Raw genomic sequence first — 21129 nt, 5'->3', positions numbered from 1 at the left:
GGATGAAGACAACCGAAATCGCATTTCCTAGCGCCGATGGCGCCTCGACAGCCGCGGCGCTCATGTGGCGTCCGGATGTCGTCGCCGATGCCGATGCCGATGTGCGTGGCGTGGTCCAGCTCGTTCACGGCATGGCGGAGCACAAGAGCCGCTATGTGCCTTTTGCCGAGTTTATGGTTGATCAGGGGTTTGTCGTGTGCGCTCATGATCATGTGGGCCACGGCAGAACGGCGCCGAGCCCAAAAGAGTACGGGCATATTCCGTTTCATGCCGATTCCGATGACGGCGCTTCCTCTAGCAAGCAACTCAACGGCGCAGATATCCTCATCCAAGACACTCATACGCTGCGCTGCATGATGCAGCGTAGATTTCCCGATGTGCCGTATGTGCTGTTCGGGCACTCGATGGGCAGCTATGTGGTGCGCGCGTACGTCACGAGGCACGGCGAGGGACTGGCGGCTGCCATTTTGTGTGGCACGGGCCAGACGCCGCAGTGGTTGTCGCGCGTAGGCATAGCGGTGACGCATCTGCTGGGTGCGATGCATGGCGAGCGTTACCACAGCGGCTTGGTTGACTCTTTGGGCGTGGGCGCGTTTTCGCGTCAGGTACCCAACGCTAAGACGGAATACGATTGGATTTCGCCCGAGCGCGCCGCCGTGGATGAGTATGCCTCCGACCCGTCATGCGGGTTCATGTTCACCGTGGGCGGATATGCAGCGTTGACTGGTGCCACCTTGGAGGCGGTGTCTCCTAAATGTGCCGGTCGTGTTCCCAAAAACCTGCCGATGCTGTTTATATCAGGCGCGGAGGATCCGGTGGGCGGTAAGGGCAAAGGTGTTGTTGCCGCGGTTGAGGAATACCGTTCCGCCGGCGTGCGAACGGTGGATGTGCGCCTCTATAAGGGGATGCGCCACGAGATCGTGAATCGTCCCGAGGGTAAACAGGTTCGCGAGGACGTCGCCGCCTGGCTCGAATCCCAGGGAATCTGACGCCCGGGACGCCCGGGGACGCTGGGGTGTCCAGGGCGCCTGACGCCTACGGGGCGCCCGGGGGCGTTTGGGAGGGGGCGCCTGGGCGCGGGGCTTAGAAACAAACGGCGATTTGCTGCAGTTTTCGAGGGGTGCCTCGAGTACACCGCCGTTCGGCTCTCTGTTTCCCCAGGTCACAGCCTCGCTCCGATTGGGCTACTTCGGGAGGCGCGCGAAAACTGCAGCAAATCGGCGTTTGTTTGCAGAGCGACGTTTATGCTGCAGCGAATCGGCGTTCGCTGCATCCGGGCGCCGGGGTCCGCTCCTCGCCGAGTCCGGAGGCGGCGCCGAAGCTCGGACGTCCTGGCCCGCGTCCGCCGCCGTCGGTCCCGCCCCTGCGTCCGCTGGCATCGCGCTGCCCTGGCGAATCCGCCGAGCCGACACCGGCCCCGCCCCTGCGTCCGCCCCCGCTGGCGCCGGCCCCTGCGGCGCGATGTGCGCGACCGCCGTGATTTGGCCTACAATATCCCAAACGAAAACGGCCTAGGAGGAGGTTTCATGACTGCATGCGATAAAGGGGACTACCCGTATGAGCCTATGACCTCCAACAACCTTGATGCATCGTGGCGCGTTGCTATTGGCTTGCAAGATGTTGATGGGTTGAAGCCGTCGAAATACTTGCATTCGCTAGCTGCGGAAACTATAGAAGGCGACTTGTCGCTTAGTGCTGCTGGCAAGGCGATTCGCGCCTATTACAAGCTGCGGGATGAATCTGGTGAAGCCACAGATATGGGCGAACGCGAAGCCGATCTCGTAAGCCAGCGGATAACCGAGTTGTTGTCCCGCCGCGCTTTTATTATGGCACCGTCGATGCTTGTCCATATCCATCAGCATCTTTTCCAGGATCTCGACGAAAAGACATACGCTCCGGGCTTGTACAAGACCGATCAGCTTGTAAAGCGAGAGTATATTTTGAATGGGGACAGCGTTTTGTACGGTGCCCCGGAGTTCATCGATAACGCTCTCGCGATGTTTTTCGCCAGTGAGGCATCGTATGTATACGGCCCCGTTACATCGGCAGATGATGTTGCTCATCTTGCGGAATTTATTTCGCACATCTGGCAGGTGCATCCATTCAAGGAAGGCAACACGAGGACGATTGCCGCATTCACGGAACTGTATCTTGATTATTTGGGATTCGATGCGGCAAACGAGCCCTTTGCCAATAATGCCCGGTATTTTCGTAACGCGCTTGTGAGAGCTAATTACCGCAACGCCAAAGCGGGCATCATGCCGGATTTGAAGTATTTGATTCGCTTTTTGGAGAACATGCTCTGCGGGGCAGATAACGATTTGCGTTCGCGCGACATGCTATGCGAGGCGCTATTCGAAGATCCATCTCTCATAAGGAACATGCCTTCGTCGTCTGCGATTGAGAAATAGATATCGATGAAACGCGCATGAGCCCGAATGCCGTACGCGTTTTTGAAAAAGGGGCGGCGACGTGCGGAATCGGGCTGTGCGGGTTTGGACGGGGCGTTATTTGGGCGTGTCCGCTCTGGCTCGCCAAATGCGCAAAATAGCGTATGCGGCGAATACGATGGTGTACACGGTCATGCTCGTGATGGCAATCTCTTTTCCTGCAAGTACGGGCGGCAGAAGAATTACTGCCAAGTGCACATACATTAGCCCGAAAAATGCATATGCCCAGCGCTGCACGCTTTTCCAGGTTTTGGCATGCATGCGACGTTTCACGACATTGAACGACGTAATAAGCAGCACGACGAAAAGCACCAGCAGAATACCCGAGATGGTGAACGATATGGCGAGATTCGCTGTGGGCACGTCGCCGGTGGCCTGAATTACCTGGAAGAAATACGTGTACACATAGTACGCGATGTGGCATAGCGTCAGAATGCATGCCGTAATGGAAAGTTGACGGCGAATGGCCATGAGCTTAGTTTTGACGGGCGACCCCTCTTTAAGCACGCCGATGAACATAACCACGGCAAAAAATGCGAATGCCAGAGTGCAGCGCTGCATGAAGGGGAGGAATGCAGCCCAAAACCCGGTGGATGCTCCGGTGTTCGCGCCGCTCGTCATACCGTAAAGGTAGAGTAGATCAAGCGCAACCGCAATGGCGTAGAGCGCAACGGGCGCTTTTCTGACGGGCTTGGCGCATAAGAATGCGAGCGTGAAGACGATTGCGAAAGCGACGATGAATCTCATATCTTCCCCCTTGAGACATGATGCCGGAACGTCGTTTCTATCTGTCACAGTATCTTAGTACAGTTCTTTATAAAATAGAATGGCAGTCTTTCCGAATAACAGTACTATTGTCATATTAAACAGGTTGTCGAATATGCTGAAAAACTCCCATTATGCTCAAATGAGATATATCAGGATTATTGACATATGGAGGAAATGTGGATACTCTGGCACTATGAAAACTATCCTATGTAAATAGGACAGTGGGATAGATTTCAAATTACCTAGATGCTTGGATTGAGCGTCTGCGCGGCGAGGGAAGGGGGAAACGTGGATACATCGTTGACTCGTCGTAACTTCTTGAAATGGGGTGCTGTGGCGGCAGGTGCAACCTCTATGGTTGGTCTGGCAAGCTGCGCTCCTTCAACCGAGGGTGAGCAGGGAGGTGAAACCCAGGTCCAAGAGACAGGAACGTGGATGAACGCTCCGTGCTACAACAACTGTAGTTGTGGTTCGTCGCGTTGCCTCAATCGGGTGTACGTTGAGGATGGCGTGCCTCTTAAAACACGCACTGATGAGGACGGAGACGATACCTACGCTATGCCACAGCGACGTGCATGCTTGCGTGGTCGCGCCAAGATGAGCGAGGTGCTCTCTCCTGTCAGAATCAAATATCCCATGAAGCGCAAGAATTTCAGCTTGGATAATCCTCAAGGTGAATTGCGCGGAAAAGATGAATGGGAACGTATCAGCTGGGAAGAGGCGCTTGACCTGGTGGCGGAGGGCATTCAGAGGACTCTCGATCAGTATGGCCCCACTGGCATTCTATGCGGTGCTTCTTCAAATATTGGTGATGGCTATTACGATCAAAATGTGTGTCTGCTTGATGCGCTGGGTGGCTCCGTCCATATTGAGGCCGGTACGGTTTCGTTCGGCTCCTGGGCGGTCGCCGATACGCACATGGTGGGTGGCTTCGCTATGGCCAATACACCGCACCATCTGCAAATGCTTCAAAGTGAGCTGCATGTGATGTTTGGCTGTAATTGGGCGGCCAACAAGGCGGGCAACCATACATGGTACATGGACGAATGCCGCAAACGCGGTGCCAAGGTCATCGTTATTGATCCGTGGCTGAACCAGACGGCTCAGGTCATCGCTGACGAGTGGATTCCCATCCTGCCTGGCACCGACACTGCATTGTGTGTCGCTATTTGTCACGAGTGGATTGCGAACGATACCTACGACCAGGAATTTCTTGACACATACACCATCGGTTTTGACGGCGATCATATGCCCGAGGGCGCCCCGGCGAATTCCTCCTGGAAAGATTACGTGATGGGCACCGGCTACGATATGGTGGAGAAGACGCCCGAATGGGCAGAGGCAATTTGCGGTGTTCCTGCCGACACCATCCGCTCGCTTGCTGAAGAAATTGCTGCAACGGATAAGGTGGATTTCTTCTCATCGCAATCTACTTCTAAGATTCCTGCAGGTGAGCAGTTTGTCCAAGCTTTCTATACCATGGCCCTCATGCATGGTGGCATTGGAACCCCCGGTCATTACTTTAGCTGGTCGGGCATCAAGGACTTTATGAGCAGCAGCGTCGCTCCCGGTTCGTATTGTCCTGTGGACGCAGACCCTGCGAATCCGCTTGCCCCTGCGGGCTCGCCTACCTACATGTATTATCCAATTCCTCAGTTTGATGTATTAGAGGATCCGGAAAGTTGGCTGAATCTTGAGCCGTCAGAATGCTGGCGTTCCATCAAGGCTGGCGAGTATGGTCGTGATTGTTGGCCCACTGGGAAGCGCAAGCTGGATATCCATGCAGCCTATTTCGGTGGCCATATGAGCACGTTGAACCAGATTCCTGACACCATGACTGGTATTGAAGTTGTTCGTGGATTTGATTTCGTATGGGGCTGCAATCCATTCTTCGACTCCACACGTCAATACTGCGATGTTTTGCTGCCGTGCTGCACGTTCTGGGAGAAGCCGAACAAGGCTTTTGGCGGAGATAGCTCCTCCATGCTTTGGTTCGACAAGATTATGGATCCGCTGTACGAAGCTCAACCGGAAAGCTGGATTGCCGAGCAACTGGCAACTCGTTTGGGGCTTGACCCTAAGACGGTCAATACGATGACCGACGCAGAGCGCACCTATGCCACTGTACGTGACGCTACCTACACTGACGGCACCACATTCCAAAGCGAGCCATTGCTCACTATCACGCAGGAAGAGCTCGATCAGTACTTCCCCGAAGCGGGTGGGCAGCCGCAGGAGGGCAAGTTCACGTTCCAGGAGTTCCGAGAGAAGGGCATTATTAAGGCGGAGCTTTCTGAGGACACGGTTGTGCCCGAGCCCTACGCTGCGTTCATAGCGGATCCCGAGGGCAGCCCGCTGGCTACTGCATCCGGCAAATTCGAAATTTATTGCCAAACTTTGGCATACATGATTAACTCTGTGGGTTACTCGACTATACAGCCTATCGGTATGTATCAGGTGGGCGATCCCGAACAGGGTGCTACTGCTCGTACCGATGAATACCCGCTGCTGCTATGGACGCCGCACAGCCTGCGTCGCGCCCATTCGGTAAACGACAATGTGGTAAGTCTGCGCGAGGCATTTCCACAGGAGTGCTTCATCTCCACCGTCGATGCCGAGGCTCGCGGTATCAAGAACGGCGATCCCGTTTTGATGACTAGTCCGCACGGCAAAGTTTTGCGTCCTGCCAAGGTGTCTCCTACGCTCGTTCCGGGTGCGGTTGCCATCCAGGATGGAGCTTGGTTTGAAATCGATGAAGAGACCGGTATCGATATTGGTGGTTGCCCCAATGTCTTGCAGGCGCCCAAGTCTTCCGGTGGTGGTTGCCAGGCGTGGACCGGTACCATTTGTCAAGTTGAGAAATACGATGGTCCGTTGGAGCTCGTTCCCGACAAGGATCGCCCCATTGTTGTGCCCGTCGGCATCGAGGAATAAAGGGAGGGGGACATCATGACGTATGGATTCTATTTTGACTCCGCAAAGTGCACTGGTTGTAAGACCTGCCAGGTTGCTTGCAAAGAAAACCATAAACTTGCCGCTAACAATCTTTGGCGTCGCGTATATAGCTATCAAGGTGGATCTTGGGAATCGACGGAAGCTGGTTTCTACGTACCCAAGGATGTATTCAGCTATCAGGTCTCTATGGCCTGCAATCATTGCGAGATGCCTGCCTGCATGGCGAACTGTGCGACTGGCGCCATCTCCAAGGATGATGAAACCGGCATGGTGATTATCGACCAGGAAGCTTGCATCGGTTGCAAAACCTGCATTCCCGCCTGCCCTTACGGCGCTCCTACGTTCGTGGAGGAAACAGGGCTGGTCACCAAATGCGACATGTGCGCTGACGAAATCGCCATGGGCCGTAAGCCTGTGTGCGTGGCGGCTTGCCCCATGCGTGCTCTCGACTGGGGTGATATCGACGAGCTTCGCGAGAAGTATGGCGAAGGCAACGTGGAAATCGAGCCGCTGCCCGAAAACACCACTAACCCGAGCATCATCATCAATCCGCATCCTGCGGCGCAGGCAACTGGATCGGGTACTGGTTCGGTCGTGAGCTTCGCTGAAGAGCTCGATTTGGCCGAGTAGCTTCCGGCAGTCCTTATCGCACCGGAACCCTACTTGGCAGGGTTCAGCGCGAGAGGCATCTTCCAGCGGGCGGACCCCTCCTCTCCATCCCTCCCTTAATCCGCCCGCTTCCGGCGCCGTGAGGCATTTAGGCTTCACGGCGCCGGTCTTATACTAGGAGCGCTTTGGGTTATCGTTCGGATAGCCAAAAAGCGAACGAATCGCGCGAGCGCTTTGGGCATGCTGCCCAATGGAACGAGAAAGAGGCTCCTTATGGATTTCGACAAGGAAACACTCCAGGCCGCTCAGGCGGCGTTCGGCTTCGCTGCCGGTTTAATCAGCCAGGATCCCACCGAGGAATGGGTACATTCCTGCATCGGCAATGATATGTTCGCCGCCGCTCCGTTCGGCGAGGGCGACAAGGCGGTTACCTCGGGCCTTGCCCTGCTTTCTTCTTGGTGTACTGTTGCCCGTAACAATCTGGAAGAGGAAACAGCCGCCATTCAGCGCGAATGGCTGCGGTTGTTTGTCGGACTTGGGACGCCCGAGGCTCCGGTTTGGGAGTCGTATTACACTGAGCCAAACTCCACCATGTTCGGGCGCTCTACGCTTGAAGTGCGTGCTGCCTATAAGGAATGGGGCCTTGAGTTTGAACGTAAGGCACATGAACCTGACGATGCCCTCGGCATCATGCTGGCGTTCTGCTCCTATCTCATGGGCCGTGAGCTAGATGCCCTGGAGGCGTTCGATTCTGCCGCAGCTGCAAAAGCCGCTCAGTCGCTCGAAAGTTTCCTGGTTGCCCATATGTTGCCTTGGGCATCTGCCTGGCGCTTTCTGGTGAAAAATCACGCCAAGACCGACTATTATCGCGGCGTAGGCGAGTTGGTGTTTGGCCTCGAGCGTGCATATGCGAAGCGATTCGGCATCGAATGCAACGAGGAGGATGGGACCTTTTCATACGTCTTGAGCGCAAAGGCGCGTGAGGAAGAGGGGGCGTAGTCATCACGTTCGGCAAGCGGCCGGGTATGCATGAGACGCGAAGGCACTATAATGCGTCACGGCGAAAGGGGGGAGTGCGCCGTGTTCGGTCCGTTCGTGGTTTTATATCTGTTCCTTGGCGGATGTAGCGCTGGCGTGTTGCTGGTGTCGTCGCTCTGGAGCTTCGCATTTCACCTGGGCACCGATCGCACGCGACCCGAAACCGACGCCTTTCGTGCGTTGCGCAATCGTTCGTTTGCCGTGGGCTTTGTAGTCGCATGCCTTGCGGCACTGTGTCTGCTTGCCGATCTTGGGCGCCCCGAGCGCTTCGTGCTGCTGTTCCTGCGCCCCTCTGCAACATCGGTCATTGCGTTCGGAACGTTTGTGCTTGCGGGCATGATTGCGGTATCGGGATTTCTTGCAATTGCCAACAACTTCTACGCGCCTCGCGTGTCAGCTCGTATGAAGGCAGCTGCCGAAATCATCTGCGCGATTCTCGCCGTCGCCGTCATGACGTATACGGGGGTGTATCTGCAATCCACCAAGGCGGTTGCGTTCTGGGATACCCTTCTTGTTCCCATATTGTTCGTGCTTTCGGCCGTATCGTCGGGTGTCGCGATCGTTGTCATACTCGCTGCGTTCATGCGAGATTCGTGGCACATTGACTTCGGGCTTATTCGCCTGCATGGCATCCATGTCGCAGTGCTTGTGCTGGAGGCGTTTGCGCTTGCGGCATTTGCGTATGTGTCGGCTACCGGTCGGGGTGAGGCGCCTTCTTCGCTCGCTCTGTTGTTCGCGGGCGATTTGCGCGTATGGTTTGTGGGCGGCGTATGCATTGCCGGCATCATTGTGCCCCTGGGGAGTGAAATCGCATGTGCGTTGTTGCGCCGCACGCGCACGTTCCCTTTGCCAGATGCGTTGTGCCTGTTCGGAGGCTATGCGCTACGATACTGCTTGGTGGCAGCCGGGTTGCACTGAGATGGTGAAAGGCGTCAAAAGGCTTCGAGCGGGGTGACGAAGGCCGGAACGCAATTTGACCCTAAATGCTGGGGCACAAAACGACCCGAAGCGTAGAGGAAGCGCAGAGAACCGAGGGGGTGCAAAGCAACTCCGAAATGCAGAGGAAGGCGCAAAGCGGATCTGTTTTGCAGCTCGTTTTCGAGTGAGAGCCGGTTTGTACCTTTCGGGAGTGCAAAACGACTCCAAAATGCAAATCCGGAATGCAAACTGGCCCTCTTTTGCAGAAGGGGAGTACAAAGTGCGTGTGAAATGCAGCTTGTCCTCAAAATGGGGTTGCTTTGCACCTCTTTGTTGTCGTGCCGCACAAACGATGCTCGAATGGTTACAATTGAGCAAATTCCGTTTTACGGCCCATCGAGCGCCTTGGGGTGCTGTGGCGCTCGCACCCTTGCGTTCGTCAACTGCATGCCATCTATTCAAGAAAGCGTAGTAGGAAACCCGCATGCCAGACTTCAAATTAGATGAAACTTCCGGTCTGCCCGTGTGGGTCCAGCTGCGCAACCGATTCATTTATCTGATTAAAACCGGCTATTACAAACCCGGTGATCAGCTGCCCAGCGTGCGCAGCCTTGCCGCTGAAATCTCCATCAACTACAACACCGTGAGCAAGGCCTACGTGGATCTTGAGCATACGGGCTACGTCATGTCGGTGCGCGGTCGTGGTGTATTCGTGCGCGAGACGCCCGAATCCTCCCGCGAAGAAATGCTCAGCGCGGTGGACACCGTTATTGAGGACGCCATAAAACGTTGCATGTCCATGGGCATGTCGCTTGATGAGGTGAAGCTTCGCATGCTGGACGTTGCTCACAAGGTGCAAGAAGAGGGCGGCGCGCTCGCTCAGGAAAAGAGGATGCTCTATGAGAGAAACGAAAGACGGAAAGGCCTCTAAGCGTTTCGGCAAGGATCGCCGTACGTTTCCTATAGAAAAATACAATTCACGTGCAGATCGGCGTACCTCGCAAAATGGCGCCATGATGTTTTCAGCATTCGTGTTCGTCGCGGCGTTTTGTGCGGTTGTCGCCGTCGAACTATTGCTCATGGGCGAGCCAAGCGTGTGGGGTTTTGTGGTGGCCACGCTTGTTGCCTTGCTCGCCACCATGTCTATCCACATTGCCCTGCAGTGGGAGAAAGTGGTGGTTTTGCGTTTGGGCAAGTTCCATCGTACCAAAGGACCGGGTATCTATTTCACCATTCCGTTCATCGAGCAAATTGCCCTGTGCGCCGACCAGCGCGTGATGCTCACGGGGTTTGCCGCTGAGGAGACGTTAACCAGCGATCTTGTGCCCATCAACGTGGATGCTGTGCTTTTTTGGATGGTGTGGGATGCCGAGAAGGCCGCGCTCGAAGTGGAAAACTATTACAACTCCGTGAGCTTGGTGGCCCAAACCGCTCTGCGTGATGCCATTGGCCGCGCGAGCGCCTCTGAGGTTGCCGTGCGCCGCAACCAGTTGGATGCCGAGTTGCAGGAGGTCATCGAGGAGAAAACCAGCGAGTGGGGCATCACCATTCTCTCGGTGGAGATTCGCGACATCGTAATTCCCGAAAGCCTGCAGGAGGCTATGAGTGCCGAGGCTCAGGCCGAACGTGAAAAGAATGCCCGTATGGTGCTCGCCGAGGTGGAGAAAGATATTTCCAGCATGCTGGTAGAGGCTGCCGAGCAATATCAAGGCAATGACGTCGCGCTGCGCCTGCGCACCATGCACCTGCTCTATGAGAGCGTAAAGGGTTCAGGAGGCACAGTGGTCATACCCAGCGCATATTCCGAGGGCTTTTCAGACGGATCGCTCGAAAAAATGATTGAGTCGCTGAAGGCGCAGGGAAAGTAAGAGAGAGCCGCGTACTTGATTGCCGCTCGACTCGAAGCTCGGGCAGTCTGACGCCCTGGGGGCTTCCGGGGACGTTTGGGGCGCCCAGGGAGTCTGACGCCCGGGGGAGGGGCTTCCGGGGCGGCCGCCAGCAGCTCCGTGTGCCACGTCCATTATCGGGCAAAGGCCGGCTCCGCCCCCGCTGCCGCCGCATCGTTCTGGCGAACCCGTCGGTGTGCCGCCGGCTCCCGCCGCCGCGTCCGCCCCGCCGCTGCCGGGGACGCCCGAGGCGTGGGGTTTAGAAACGAACGGCGATTTGCTGCAGTTTTCGGACACCCCTTCGAGTAGCCCAATCGGAGCGAGGCCATGAGCTGGGGAAACGCGAAGCCAAACGGCGGTGTACTCGAGGCACCGCGCAAAATCTGCAGCAAATCGGCGTTCGTTTGCGGAGCGACGTTTATGCTGCGGCGAATCGGCGTTCGCTGCATCCGGACGCCGGAATCTGCCCCTCGCCGACTCCGGAGGCGGCGCCGAAGCCCAGGCGTCCTGCCCTGCGTCTGCTGGCTCCGTCGCGTCCGCTGCCGCTTGCCCCACCGCCGCGTCGCTGTGGCGAACCCGTCGCGCTGATGCCGGGGACGCCCCCTCCGCCGCGTCGCCCCGATGAATCCGTCGGTGTGCCGCCGGCCTCTGCTGGCGCCGTTCCCTGCGGTGCGATGTGCGCGACCGCCATGATTTGGCCTACAATACTTCCGACGAAATGAAAGAAGCTCAACAAGGAGGACGCTATGGCGCGCAGGTTGACGATGAGGGCGGAGGACGGTACGGCGTCCGTCGACCCGGACATGATGCAGGAGGCGATTCAGCGTCTTGCCGCTTATGAGGACATGCACGACGATCTTGAAGCGCGCTATGAGGATCTCGAAGTGAAAGTGGAGGAGCGTAAAGCGGCCGGAACCATCAAGGGCGCGGTGGGCAATCAGCTGCTTGCGCAGAAAGTCGCGCTCAAAACCACGTTGGGTATGTTCGAGATTTACGGCATCGAGGATTAGCTCAACCAACGGCACGCATCGGGTCGGGTCAGGGCCGGGTGCGGGCTGCGGCGGGCGTCATGCGCGTCGAATCGTATAATTGAGGGGATAAATGTTTGGGGACGCGGGGCGTGCTGGCGCCCCGTTCGCGGTAGCTCAACAGATAGGCGACCATCATGACCAAGAAATACGTGCTTGCACTCGACCAGGGAACCACCTCGTCCCGTGCGATTCTGTTCGACCACGCCGGACTCATTCGCGGCATTGCCCAGCATCCGTTTCGTCAGATCTACCCCCAGCCGGGCTGGGTGGAACACGATCCTCGCGAAATCGCGTCATCCCAGCTGGGCGTTGTGACTGAGGTACTGGTGTCGAGCGGGGTGCGCCCTGAAGAGGTGGATAGCATCGGCATCACCAATCAGCGCGAGACAACCATCGTGTGGAATCGCGAAACGGGAGAGCCGGTATACAACGCCATCGTATGGCAATGCCGCCGCACAACCGACATCGTGGAAGCCGTGTGCGGCGATCCCGCTGTAGCCGCCCGCGTGACCGCCAAGACGGGCCTGGTGCCCGATGCGTATTTCTCGGCCAGCAAAATCAAGTGGATCCTGGACAACGTGGAGGGCGCGCGCGAGGCGGCCGAAGAGGGCAAGCTTGCATTCGGCACGGTGGATACGTGGCTTATCTGGCAGCTGACGGGCGGGGCGGTGCATGCGACCGACGTGACCAACGCTAGCCGCACCATGCTGTTCGACATTCACAAGGGCACATGGGACCAGGAGCTGCTCGACCTGTTCGGCATTCCTGCCTCAATGCTGCCCGAGGTCCGCTCTTCGTCGGGCGATTTCGGCGTTACGGCGTATCCGGGCATGCCTCAGGGCATCCCCATCCGTGGCGTCGCGGGCGACCAGCAAGCGGCGCTGTTCGGCCAGTGCTGCACGCAGGCTGGTCGCGCGAAAAACACCTACGGCACCGGATGCTTTCTGCTCATGCATACGGGTTCCACGCCGGTCGCATCGTCGCATGGCCTGGTCACCACGGTGGCGGCGAGTGCTCCGGGCGTGCAGGGGCTGGAATACGCGCTCGAGGGCAGTGTGTTCGTGGCCGGCGCGCTCGTCCAGTGGCTGCGCGACGAGCTGGGCATCATCTCTAGCGCGTCTGAAAGCGAGGAGCTCGCCCGCAGCGTGGATGACACCGCGGGTGTGTACGTGGTTCCGGCGTTCACCGGACTGGGCGCCCCGTACTGGGATTCCGAGGCACGCGGAGCCATTCTGGGGCTTACGCGAGGTGCGAACAGGGCGCATATCGTCCGCGCGGCGCTCGAGTCCATGGCGTTCCAGGTGGCCGATGTGGCGCACACCATGGAGAAGGATTCCGGCATCGCCATCACCGAGCTCAACGTTGACGGTGGCGCTTCGGGCAACGACTTCCTCCTTCAGTTCCAGTCCGACATCTTGGGGGCGAGCCTCAACCGCCCCAAAGTCATCGAAAGCACCGGCGCAGGCGCGGCGTTTTTGGCGGGCCTTGCTACTGGTTTCTGGGAGGATATGGCACAGATTCTTGCGCTACGCGAACACGACGACCACTTTACGCCCAAGATGGATGCCGAAGAGCGCGAGGGCCTTATGGCGGGCTGGCACGAGGCCGTCCGCCGCGTGATGACCAAGTGAGCGGGTGCCGCATGCGGGCCGCATGCCTATCAAATACGGTATGATGGCGCAGGATCAAGCTAATCGTCCTGCAGTCGAAAGGATGCACACATGATTATTTCCATCGGAAGCGACCACGCTGGCTTCGAGCAGAAGCAGAAGTTGGTGGACTATCTGGTAGGCGAGGGCTACGAGGTCATCGACCGCGGCCCCGATTCTGATGACCGCGTAGACTACCCCGATTACGCGGCTGCCGTGGCGCACGATGTGTCGAACGGCACCGCCGATCGCGGCGTGCTGGTGTGCGGCACGGGCATCGGCATGGCGCTCGCGGCTGACAAGGTTGTGGGCATTCGCGCCGCCAACGTGATCAACGTGCAGTTCGCGGAACTGTGCCGTCAGCACAACGACGCCAATGTGGTTACGCTTTCCGGTCGCTTCGTGGATTTGGAAACCAACAAGCAGATCGTGGATACGTTCCTCACCACCAAGTTCGAGGGTGGCCGCCATGCCATGCGCGTCGCCAAAATTATGCGCCTCGACGCCGACAAGGGTGGCGTGAGCACGGATGCCAACGGCAACGTGGTGCGCGGGTAGAACGCGCCGCCTTTCGACGGGCGTGGAGCATTCTGTGTAATCTTCGTAACGGCCACGGGGCGCTTGGGCTTCGTGGCCGTTTTCGCGTGTGGGTCGCGCGCCGTCGGTGGTAGGATGGCGAGGTTCTAACGAATCGCGGCAAGACGACTGCGCGCCTCGGAGCTTCAAGGCTGGGGTTCGCCGCATGTCTTCAGGGCCATTTGGCTCGTCTTGCCAACGGCGCCCCAAAGAAAGGATCCGCCATGCCCTTCACCTATCTTGCCCAAGCCGACCCCGCTGTTGCCTCCGCCATTTCGGCCGAGCTCACTCGTCAGCGTGGCTCCATCGAGCTTATCGCTTCGGAAAACTTCACCAGCACTGCGGTCATGGAGGCCGTGGGCAGCGTGCTTACCAATAAATACGCCGAAGGCTATCCGTCCAAGCGCTACTACGGCGGCTGCGAAAAAGTCGACATCGTGGAGGATCTCGCGCGCGATCGCGCCAAAGAGCTCTTCGGCGCCAACTTCGCCAACGTGCAGCCCCACTGCGGTGCCAACGCCAACCTGGCGGCCTATTTCGCGCTTATCAAACCGGGCGATACGGTGCTGGGCATGAGCTTGGATAACGGCGGGCATCTCACGCACGGCTCGCCGGTTAACTTCAGCGGTCGCCTGTATGACTTCCACGGATACGGCCTCACCGAGGATGAGACCATCGACTACGACGCCCTTGAGCGCATGGCTCACGAGCTGCGCCCCAAGCTCATCGTGGGCGGCGCGAGCGCGTATCCGCGCGTGATAGATTTCGAGCGCATGGCGGCTATCGCACACGAGGTGGGCGCCTACTTCATGGTGGACATGGCGCATATCGCCGGGCTCGTGGCCGCGGGCGCGCATCCAAGCCCCGTGCCCTATGCCGATGTGGTCACCTCTACCACCCACAAGACGCTGCGCGGTCCGCGCGGCGGCCTGATCGTGTGCAACGATGAAGAAATCGCCAAAAAGATCGACAAGGCGGTGTTCCCCGGCAGCCAAGGCGGCCCGCTCATGCATGTGATCGCGGGCAAGGCCGTGGCGTTCGGCGAGGCGCTGCGCCCCGAGTTCAAGGAGTACATCGACCGCGTGGTGGCCAATTGCGCCGCGATGGCGGAAGGCCTTACGGCGGGCGGCTTGCGCCTTGTTTCGGGCGGCACCGACAACCATCTGTGCCTGGTTGATCTCACTCCCGCCGACGTGACCGGCAAAGATGCCGAGAAGCTGCTCGAGCGCGTGGGCATTACGGTGAACAAGAACTCCATTCCCAACGAGCCGCGTAGCCCCTTTGTGACAAGCGGCATTCGCGTGGGGTCGGCTGCAGCCACTACGCGCGGCCTCACCGCGCAGGAGTTCCGCCGCGTAGGCGAGCTCATTGCCGCAACCGTATTCGCGCAGGGCGACGATGCCAAGCTCGAGTCCGTCGCGGCCGAGGTTCGCGGCATCCTGGATGCGCACCCGCTGTATCCCAGCTACGATTTCTAGATAATTTAGAACGAATGTTCCTGTATTATGGGTTGTGACTGGTGTATGGCACGAAAGGCGTAGGCAGTGATAACAACCTTAGATTACGAAGAAAACCATCTGGTGGCCGAAGCGCTGCGCAGGGGGTATTTCTCTTTCAAGGGCGACAAGATCTATTATCATCTGCGCGTGACGAAGGGATATATGCTGAGCGATCCTGAGGAGCTGGTGCGTGCGAAGGTCATCGCGCATCTCATCCTCGTCAAGGCGTATGCGCCTTCCTGCATGAAAACGGAGGTCAAGGTGCCGCGTCGTACTCCCAATGATTGGGCCGACGTGGTGATTTACGAGGACAAGGAATGCAAGATACCCTTTCTTGTGGTTGAGGCAAAGCGCGAAGGGATTTCTGCCAGGGAAAAGGACCAGGGCATAGAGCAGCTTTTCGGCAACGCTAACAGCCTGCGCAGCAAATGGGGGCTGTTAGACTCGGGTGACGGGTCGGTGTTGTTTGACGTGCTGAATTATCCGCCCGAGGAGCGCGAACAGAATAGGAAGGGCACACGCGATTCGGTTCCCGAGCGGTTTGGCAGGGCCCCTCGGTACGGTCTTATTGCCGGCGACGCCAATGCCGATATCAAGCCGGTGGGAGCGAAGGTGCTCGAGGCGAAAGTGCGTCGTGCTCATTCGCTCATTTGGGCTGGCGGCAAACGCGATCCGCTTACGGCGTTTCGCGAGTGGAGCAAGCTTATCCTCACCAAGATAGAAGACGAAAAGAGCGCTAAGACGGGTGAGCCCCGTCAATTTCAGGTGGGCACGAACGAAGATGACGTGGAAATAGCCAATAGGGTGCATGCCCTGTTTGGCGAGGCATGCGCTAAAAACCCCGATATCTTTTCGGGTGACGAGGAAATAAATCTGCCCGACGACAAAATCACCCAAGTGGTTTCCGTTTTGCAGGACGTTTCATTCATGGAGACCGACCTCGATGCCATTGGCAGGGCATTCGAGTTCTTCTTCGGTTCCGTGTTCCGTGGCGAGCTGGGGCAGTACTTCACCATGCGCCCACTGGCGCGCTTCGCCGTGGCCATGCTCAATCCCACGCGCAACCAGAAGGTTATCGATATTACCTGCGGCAGCGGCGGTTTTTTGCTTGAGGCAATACTTCAGGTATGGCAGAAAATAGACCGCGATTACGCCGGTCGACCCCTCCTCGTCGCCCAAAACAAACTCGAGTACTCGCAGAATTGCGTATTCGGCGTCGAAATCCATCCAACGCTGGCTCAGATCTGTCGAATCAATCTGCTCATCCACCACGACGGTAACTCTAATATAGAGGGAGATCGCAGCTGTCTTGACAGCACGTTTTCCAACCCTGTGCTTGCGCGTGGAGAGCAATTCGACTTGGTGGTGGGTAACCCACCGTTTGGCGACAAGGTGAAAAAGGGCGATAAAGACCAGCTCGGCAGCAACAGCTTTGATAATTTTGAGGTGGCGCGTGGCTGCTCCGAGATTGCCTCTGAGCACATCATCATCGAAAGAGCGGTGCAGATGCTTGTTCCCGGGGGTCGCTTCGCGCTGGTGGTACCCGATGGCGTGTTGAACAATCAGGCGGATTCTTGTGTTAAATTGCGTCGCTACCTTGCCTCTGTAGGCGTTGTGGAGGCAGTGGTGTCGCTGCCTGATTTCGCCTTCAGAACCTCGGGTGCGCAAAATACCACGTCAATTCTCTTTTTCAGGAAGTTTACTCAAGCTGAAGCAGATTCGTTCATGGCGGCGTATCAGGAGCTCGGAGGAGCCAAAGAGGAGATTCTGCTGGATACGGGAGCTTCCGCCCTCGCTGGGGCGATCTCTTCGTTGGGGCATCGCGTGTTTTTCGCAGAGGTGGACAATATCGGGTACACCACCACGGGAAAGCTTGGTTCTCGGAATGATCTGTATTGCGAATCCGACGGGCTCAGCATTGACGAGCAAGACCAAGCCGGCACCATCTTGGGCGAATATCGGGCGTTCCTCGAAGGCGATGCATCGTATGTCCCGGAAATGCAGAATTGTGTCGTGCTTGCCTATGAGGATGTGTGGCGGTCCCACGGGTCAAGCCGCATGGACGCGAAGTACCACATCTTCAAGGCTCAGGAAGGCATGCGTAGCCTTGCGCCGGGGTGGGTAAAAAAACCGCTCGGTCAGCTGATGGTTCGCAGAGAGGAACGCATCCATCCTGAAGAGCATCCCGATGAATACGTTACCGTTATTTCCCTCGGTCAAGACGGCAAAATGCGCCCTCGTGAGGCGGGCAAGGGGAACAATCCGCCGGAATGGCTGGGCATGTACTTCGAGAACAGCTCGTCGTCATGGTATGTGGTGCATGCGCACGATATCGTCTACTCGTCTATCGACCTCTGGAAAGGGTGCATCGGTGTGGCGTGCGAGAGTTTCGACGGCGCTATCGTAACGAAGGAATACCCGGTGTATCGTCTCGTGGATGAGGAAATAGACCTTGAGTTTCTTGCTGCTCTGCTCAGAAGCGACTACTATCAACGTGCGTTCAGGGCCATCACAACGGGCCACAGCAATAGGCGGCGTACCCAGCAAGCCGATTTCGAGTCTGTCGAAATTGCCTACCCTGTGTCCAAGCAGGAGCAGAAGAGGCTGGTGGCGCAGCTTGTCTCATCGAAAGAGAGCCTTGCAAAGGCATCGGCGAGCGTGCGGGACGCCGAGGAGGATTTCAACGAAATGATAAACGCCGGTATAAAGAAGGGCGATGCATAATGATTGATAGCAGCAACCGATTGATGGTTCTTAACCATCCGCTGGTGGCGCATAAGATGGCGCACCTGCGCGATGCGTCCACCAAGCCCACGGAGTTTCGCCAGCTGGTTCGCGAGCTCGCGGCAATCGAGACGTACGAAGCGCTACGCGATGCGCGCGTGGAGGAAGTGACGGTGCGCACGCCCCTGGCCGATGCGTCCTGCGCACGTATCCCCGCCGACTCGATCACGGTGGTTCCCATTCTGCGCGCAGGCCTCGGCATGCTCGAGGGCGCGCTCGACATGGTGCCCTCTGCTCTCGTGGGCCACGTGGGCATGGAGCGTGACGAAGAGACTCACGAGGCGCACCCGTACTACGCCAAGTTGCCTTCTCGCATAGTGGACGGAACGGCGCTTTTGGTCGACCCCATGCTTGCCACGGGCGGCAGCGCCATCGCCGCGCTCCAGTATCTGCGCGATGCCGGCGTGCGTGACGTGCGCTTTTTGGTGCTGGTGGCGGCGCCCGAGGGCGTGCGCGCCGTGCTCGATGCCGATCCCGACGTGCGCATTTGGACGTGTGCCCTCGATGACGGATTGAATGAGAACGCCTACATCCTGCCCGGTCTCGGCGATGCCGGCGATCGCATCTTCGGAACGCTGTAACGCTGCGCCGCTACGACCGCGCAGCGGCGCAATTCATGCGCATTCTGAAAGGTTGGTATGTATGCGCGATATCAAACGTCCCAGCTGGGATCAGTATTTCATCCACCTTGCCTTTGAGGTGTCTATGCGCTCCACGTGCCTGCGCCGCGCGGTGGGAGCAGTGATCGTGAAAGACCGCCGCATCTTGGCCACGGGCTACAACGGCGTGCCGTCGGGCCTGCGCCATTGCGATGAGACGGGCTGTTTGCGCGAGCAGCTGGGCGTGCCTTCGGGGCAGCGCCACGAAATCTGCCGCGGTCTGCATGCCGAGCAGAACGCGATTATCCAGGCGGCGCGCTATGGCATCGACATCGAGGGCTCCTCTATCTATATAACTACAGAGCCTTGCGTGGTGTGCGCTAAGATGCTCATCAACGCCGGCATCCGCGAGATTGTGTTCGCCGAGGGCTACCCTGACAAGCTGGCGGAGGAGCTCCTGGGCGAAACCGATATCAAGATTCGCGTCGTAGAGCCCGGAGAAGCGCGCGGCTTGCCTGTCGAGTAGCCTTAAGGCACGGAGCGGGCGCGGCTTGGCATGAGGTGGCGGCTTGCCTGTCGAATCGATGCGAGCCGTGCGCTTCTTCGCGCCGGCTCCACAATTAACGCCGCCATTTGTGAAGAAATTCTCAAATGTCGGCATAATGTTGCCTGGTCGCACGTAAAGAGTGCATAAAAATCACCCCGCTTGCGCGATTTTTTCAGCTTTTCGGCGCATCTTCACGTGCGGGGCTTAAATATTTGTTAGCATACTACCCGTTTTCGGCTAAGCCGTTGTGTGCGCATGCCCAAATGCCACGGAGAAGGAGAGTGACCAGCGCCATATGCTCATTGCACTAGGGATTCTGACCGGAGTCCTCGGATTCCTACCTCTGTTCCTGTCTCTGAGGCTATCGCGCCGTTCTACTTCCACCCATGCTCTGACCATCGGACTGTACGGTCTGGTGGGCGTCTGCATCTCCATGGTCATCCTCATCGCGGGGCTCATCGCGTGCGCAATGCTTGCGCGTGAGTCGCTGGTGTCCTATGTCGTCGCCGAGGGCGTCGTATTTCTGGGCTGCACCATCGTATACGTGCTGTATAAGAACGTGCTCGCTAAGCGCAAGCGCGTGAAATAGGGAATTGTCGTCTAAGGAAGGAATCTCATGGGCGAAGCTCTCAACAAGTTCGTCGAGGAGGCGCAGGGCATCGCGGCTCACTTCGATCCGCAGACGGTGTTCAGCATCGGCGGCTGGAACGTCACCCAGTACGTCATCTGGCTGTTCATCGCGCTGGCCGTCACGTTCATCGTGATTTTGGTCGCCGCCAACAAGACCAAGCTGGTTCCCACCAACAAGTTCGTCAACATGGTGGAGTACGGCTATGACTTCGTGAACAAAAACGTTGCCGAGGACGTTATCGGCAATGGCTTCAAGAAGCACGTGCCCTTCCTGGCCACGCTGTTCTTCTTCATCCTTATCTGCAACTTCTTGAGCCTCATTCCCGGCTTCAAGACGGCTACCGGCGCCATCTCCTGCACCTGGGCGCTTTCCGCCATTTCGTTTGTCTACTTCATCGTCTACGGCATCAAGGCTAACGGCGTGGGCGGCTACATCGCCAGCCTCGCTCCCTCGGGCATCAGCGGCCCGATGAAGCCCATCATCTGGTTCCTGGAGCTGTTCTCCACGGTCATCCGCGTGCTCACGCTGGCCGTCCGACTTTACGGCAACATGCTCGCCGGCCACATGATGCTCGCCATCTTCGCCATCGCTACCACCTGCTTCATCCAGGTCGGTCTGCTCAGCGGATCTATGGATATCCTCGCCGGCGGCGTGTCTATCCTGTGGTTCCTGCTGCTGGTGCTCATCTACGCGCTGGAGTGCCTCGTGGCATTCATCCAGGCGTTCGTGTTCGCCATCCTCTCGGCTTCCTACATCGGCGGAGCCGTCCATCCTCACTAAACGCGTCGCGTCGTGAGGACGCACCACCGGAATGGCCGGCCGCCCGTCAAGGCGCACTTGGCCGCACGCCGCAGCGTAACGCGGTCTGAATTTGGTGTTGCAGCTGCACCCCTCAGCTGAACAGTATAGGCAGAAGGTTTCGCACAAGCGAAACCCGTCAAAGGAGGAAACAGTGGAAATCACCCTCGCGCTCGCCGCACTGAAGGTCGTCGGCTATGGCCTCGCTGCCATCGGCCCTGGCATCGGTATCGGCATCGCCACCTACGGCCTGTGCACCTCGGCCGCCCGCCAGCCCGAGATGAAGGGTCAGCTCATGGGCTACTTCTTCATCGGTGCTGCTATGTCTGAGGCACTGGCTCTGCTCGGCTTGGTTCTGTTCTTCATCGGTTAATCGACGATTCACCGTATG

At 58.0% G+C, this 21129-nt stretch carries 19 protein-coding genes; 18 read left to right on the top strand and 1 reads right to left on the bottom strand.

All coding sequences use genetic code 11. The features are described 5' to 3' along the window. Positions 1 to 2 precede the first annotated feature (2 nt). Together DMP06_RS01230 and DMP06_RS01225 are read left to right on the top strand one after the other, a co-directional pair. On the top strand, positions 3 to 989 hold the full coding sequence (locus DMP06_RS01230) for an alpha/beta fold hydrolase (protein WP_123207922.1): 987 nt from the start codon (positions 3 to 5) through the stop codon (positions 987 to 989). A 537-nt stretch (positions 990 to 1526) separates the two neighbouring features. Then, complete coding sequence (locus DMP06_RS01225; protein ID WP_123207921.1) at positions 1527 to 2411, top strand: Fic family protein; 885 nt, start codon at positions 1527 to 1529, stop codon at positions 2409 to 2411. A 96-nt stretch (positions 2412 to 2507) separates the two neighbouring features. On the opposite strand, the gene DMP06_RS01220 is transcribed toward DMP06_RS01225, so the two are convergent. Beyond that, positions 2508 to 3197: a ferric reductase-like transmembrane domain-containing protein gene (locus DMP06_RS01220; protein ID WP_123207920.1), complete on the bottom strand. Its 690-nt coding sequence runs from the start codon at positions 3195 to 3197 to the stop codon at positions 2508 to 2510. 309 nt (positions 3198 to 3506) lie between these two features. Here DMP06_RS01220 and DMP06_RS01215 point away from each other — a divergent pair, with 309 nt between their 5' ends. The 16 genes from DMP06_RS01215 (at position 3507) to atpE (ending at position 21111) form a co-directional block, all read left to right on the top strand. After that, on the top strand, positions 3507 to 6152 hold the full coding sequence (locus tag DMP06_RS01215; RefSeq protein WP_123207919.1) for a molybdopterin-dependent oxidoreductase: 2646 nt from the start codon (positions 3507 to 3509) through the stop codon (positions 6150 to 6152). A 15-nt stretch (positions 6153 to 6167) separates the two neighbouring features. Next, complete coding sequence (locus DMP06_RS01210; protein WP_338056782.1) at positions 6168 to 6803, top strand: DMSO/selenate family reductase complex B subunit; 636 nt, start codon at positions 6168 to 6170, stop codon at positions 6801 to 6803. Positions 6804 to 7055: 252 nt separating this feature from the next. Beyond that, positions 7056 to 7781, top strand: coding sequence for a TorD/DmsD family molecular chaperone (locus tag DMP06_RS01205; RefSeq protein ID WP_161957777.1), 726 nt, complete (start codon positions 7056 to 7058; stop codon positions 7779 to 7781). A gap of 51 nt (positions 7782 to 7832) precedes the next feature. Beyond that, complete coding sequence (gene nrfD / locus DMP06_RS01200) at positions 7833 to 8738, top strand: NrfD/PsrC family molybdoenzyme membrane anchor subunit (RefSeq protein ID WP_161957776.1); 906 nt, start codon at positions 7833 to 7835, stop codon at positions 8736 to 8738. Between the two features lie 484 nt (positions 8739 to 9222). Further along, positions 9223 to 9669 (top strand): GntR family transcriptional regulator, encoded by a 447-nt coding sequence (locus tag DMP06_RS01195; RefSeq protein ID WP_123207915.1) that lies wholly within the window; start codon positions 9223 to 9225, stop codon positions 9667 to 9669. Further along, positions 9638 to 10606, top strand: a complete 969-nt coding sequence (locus DMP06_RS01190; RefSeq protein ID WP_123207914.1) for a slipin family protein — start codon at positions 9638 to 9640, stop codon at positions 10604 to 10606. The genes DMP06_RS01195 and DMP06_RS01190 overlap by 32 nt, the downstream gene beginning before the upstream one ends. Before the next feature lie 764 nt (positions 10607 to 11370). Further along, positions 11371 to 11634 (top strand): hypothetical protein, encoded by a 264-nt coding sequence (locus tag DMP06_RS01185; RefSeq protein WP_123207913.1) that lies wholly within the window; start codon positions 11371 to 11373, stop codon positions 11632 to 11634. A 155-nt stretch (positions 11635 to 11789) separates the two neighbouring features. After that, on the top strand, positions 11790 to 13286 hold the full coding sequence (gene glpK, locus DMP06_RS01180; RefSeq protein WP_123207912.1) for a glycerol kinase GlpK: 1497 nt from the start codon (positions 11790 to 11792) through the stop codon (positions 13284 to 13286). 90 nt (positions 13287 to 13376) lie between these two features. Beyond that, a complete protein-coding gene (rpiB, locus tag DMP06_RS01175; RefSeq protein ID WP_123207911.1) occupies positions 13377 to 13862 on the top strand; it encodes a ribose 5-phosphate isomerase B in 486 nt (161 codons plus the stop codon). Between the two features lie 242 nt (positions 13863 to 14104). After that, a complete protein-coding gene (glyA, locus tag DMP06_RS01170; protein WP_123207910.1) occupies positions 14105 to 15358 on the top strand; it encodes a serine hydroxymethyltransferase in 1254 nt (417 codons plus the stop codon). A 66-nt stretch (positions 15359 to 15424) separates the two neighbouring features. Beyond that, on the top strand, positions 15425 to 18103 hold the full coding sequence (locus DMP06_RS01165) for an N-6 DNA methylase (RefSeq protein ID WP_123207909.1): 2679 nt from the start codon (positions 15425 to 15427) through the stop codon (positions 18101 to 18103). After that, positions 18103 to 18744: a uracil phosphoribosyltransferase gene (gene upp / locus DMP06_RS01160; protein ID WP_123207908.1), complete on the top strand. Its 642-nt coding sequence runs from the start codon at positions 18103 to 18105 to the stop codon at positions 18742 to 18744. The genes DMP06_RS01165 and upp overlap by 1 nt, the downstream gene beginning before the upstream one ends. A 61-nt stretch (positions 18745 to 18805) precedes the next feature. Further along, positions 18806 to 19288, top strand: a complete 483-nt coding sequence (locus DMP06_RS01155) for a deoxycytidylate deaminase (RefSeq protein WP_123207907.1) — start codon at positions 18806 to 18808, stop codon at positions 19286 to 19288. A 316-nt stretch (positions 19289 to 19604) separates the two neighbouring features. Then, positions 19605 to 19898: a hypothetical protein gene (locus tag DMP06_RS01150; RefSeq protein WP_123207906.1), complete on the top strand. Its 294-nt coding sequence runs from the start codon at positions 19605 to 19607 to the stop codon at positions 19896 to 19898. A gap of 27 nt (positions 19899 to 19925) precedes the next feature. After that, positions 19926 to 20720, top strand: a complete 795-nt coding sequence (gene atpB, locus DMP06_RS01145; RefSeq protein WP_123207905.1) for a F0F1 ATP synthase subunit A — start codon at positions 19926 to 19928, stop codon at positions 20718 to 20720. 172 nt (positions 20721 to 20892) lie between these two features. After that, positions 20893 to 21111 (top strand): ATP synthase F0 subunit C, encoded by a 219-nt coding sequence (gene atpE / locus DMP06_RS01140; RefSeq protein ID WP_123207904.1) that lies wholly within the window; start codon positions 20893 to 20895, stop codon positions 21109 to 21111. The last annotated feature ends 18 nt before the right edge of the window (positions 21112 to 21129 follow it).

The sequence above is a fragment of the Slackia equolifaciens genome (assembly GCF_003725995.1).
GTDB lineage: Bacteria > Actinomycetota > Coriobacteriia > Coriobacteriales > Eggerthellaceae > Slackia > Slackia equolifaciens.
Note: the sequence above shows the minus strand (reverse complement) of the source record. Positions and strands in the feature narration are given on the sequence as shown.

Excerpts from the sequence above, each read along its gene's own strand:
- rpiB (WP_123207911.1), top strand. The coding sequence starts at position 13,377 with ATGATTATTTCCATCGGAAGCGACCACGCTGGCTTCGAGCAGAAGCAG.
- DMP06_RS01190 (WP_123207914.1), top strand. The coding sequence starts at position 9,638 with ATGAGAGAAACGAAAGACGGAAAGGCCTCTAAGCGTTTCGGCAAGGAT.
- atpB (WP_123207905.1), top strand. The coding sequence starts at position 19,926 with ATGGGCGAAGCTCTCAACAAGTTCGTCGAGGAGGCGCAGGGCATCGCG.
- DMP06_RS01220 (WP_123207920.1), bottom strand. The coding sequence starts at position 3,197 with ATGAGATTCATCGTCGCTTTCGCAATCGTCTTCACGCTCGCATTCTTA.
- nrfD (WP_161957776.1), top strand. The coding sequence starts at position 7,833 with ATGCGTCACGGCGAAAGGGGGGAGTGCGCCGTGTTCGGTCCGTTCGTG.
- DMP06_RS01210 (WP_338056782.1), top strand. The coding sequence starts at position 6,168 with ATGACGTATGGATTCTATTTTGACTCCGCAAAGTGCACTGGTTGTAAG.
- DMP06_RS01155 (WP_123207907.1), top strand. The coding sequence starts at position 18,806 with ATGCGCGATATCAAACGTCCCAGCTGGGATCAGTATTTCATCCACCTT.
- upp (WP_123207908.1), top strand. The coding sequence starts at position 18,103 with ATGATTGATAGCAGCAACCGATTGATGGTTCTTAACCATCCGCTGGTG.
- DMP06_RS01230 (WP_123207922.1), top strand. The coding sequence starts at position 3 with ATGAAGACAACCGAAATCGCATTTCCTAGCGCCGATGGCGCCTCGACA.
- DMP06_RS01150 (WP_123207906.1), top strand. The coding sequence starts at position 19,605 with ATGCTCATTGCACTAGGGATTCTGACCGGAGTCCTCGGATTCCTACCT.
- DMP06_RS01185 (WP_123207913.1), top strand. The coding sequence starts at position 11,371 with ATGGCGCGCAGGTTGACGATGAGGGCGGAGGACGGTACGGCGTCCGTC.
- glyA (WP_123207910.1), top strand. The coding sequence starts at position 14,105 with ATGCCCTTCACCTATCTTGCCCAAGCCGACCCCGCTGTTGCCTCCGCC.
- DMP06_RS01225 (WP_123207921.1), top strand. The coding sequence starts at position 1,527 with ATGACTGCATGCGATAAAGGGGACTACCCGTATGAGCCTATGACCTCC.
- glpK (WP_123207912.1), top strand. The coding sequence starts at position 11,790 with ATGACCAAGAAATACGTGCTTGCACTCGACCAGGGAACCACCTCGTCC.
- DMP06_RS01205 (WP_161957777.1), top strand. The coding sequence starts at position 7,056 with ATGGATTTCGACAAGGAAACACTCCAGGCCGCTCAGGCGGCGTTCGGC.
- DMP06_RS01195 (WP_123207915.1), top strand. The coding sequence starts at position 9,223 with ATGCCAGACTTCAAATTAGATGAAACTTCCGGTCTGCCCGTGTGGGTC.